This is a genomic window from Bradyrhizobium sp. IC3123 (genome assembly GCF_020193625.1).
Classification (GTDB): Bacteria; Pseudomonadota; Alphaproteobacteria; order Rhizobiales; family Xanthobacteraceae; genus Bradyrhizobium; species Bradyrhizobium yuanmingense.
On record NZ_JADYVF010000081.1, the window covers coordinates 1 to 246 of the forward strand.

Here is a 246-nt window from a genome sequence, read left to right on the forward strand (position 1 = left end):
ACTCCTCGTCGCGCAGGGAGCGCGCTGCACGATCGGCCCGCAGTTCCTCATCCCGCAACGAGCGCGCCGCACGATCTGCGAGCTCGGCCCGCAACTCCTCGTCGCGCAGGGAGCGCGCTGCACGATCTGCGAGCTCGGCCCGCAACTCCTCGTCGCGCAGGGAGCGCGCTGCACGATCGGCCCGCAGTTCCTCATCCCGCAACGAGCGCGCCGCACGATCTGCGAGCTCGGCCCGCAACTCCTCGT

The 246-nt window shown here is 71.5% G+C and carries 1 protein-coding gene; it reads left to right on the forward strand.

Annotated elements, in window-relative coordinates; genetic code table 11:
* Positions 1-246, forward strand: a 246-nt coding sequence (locus I6F20_RS37720) for a hypothetical protein (protein WP_225131626.1), incomplete at both ends; no start/stop codon positions are given.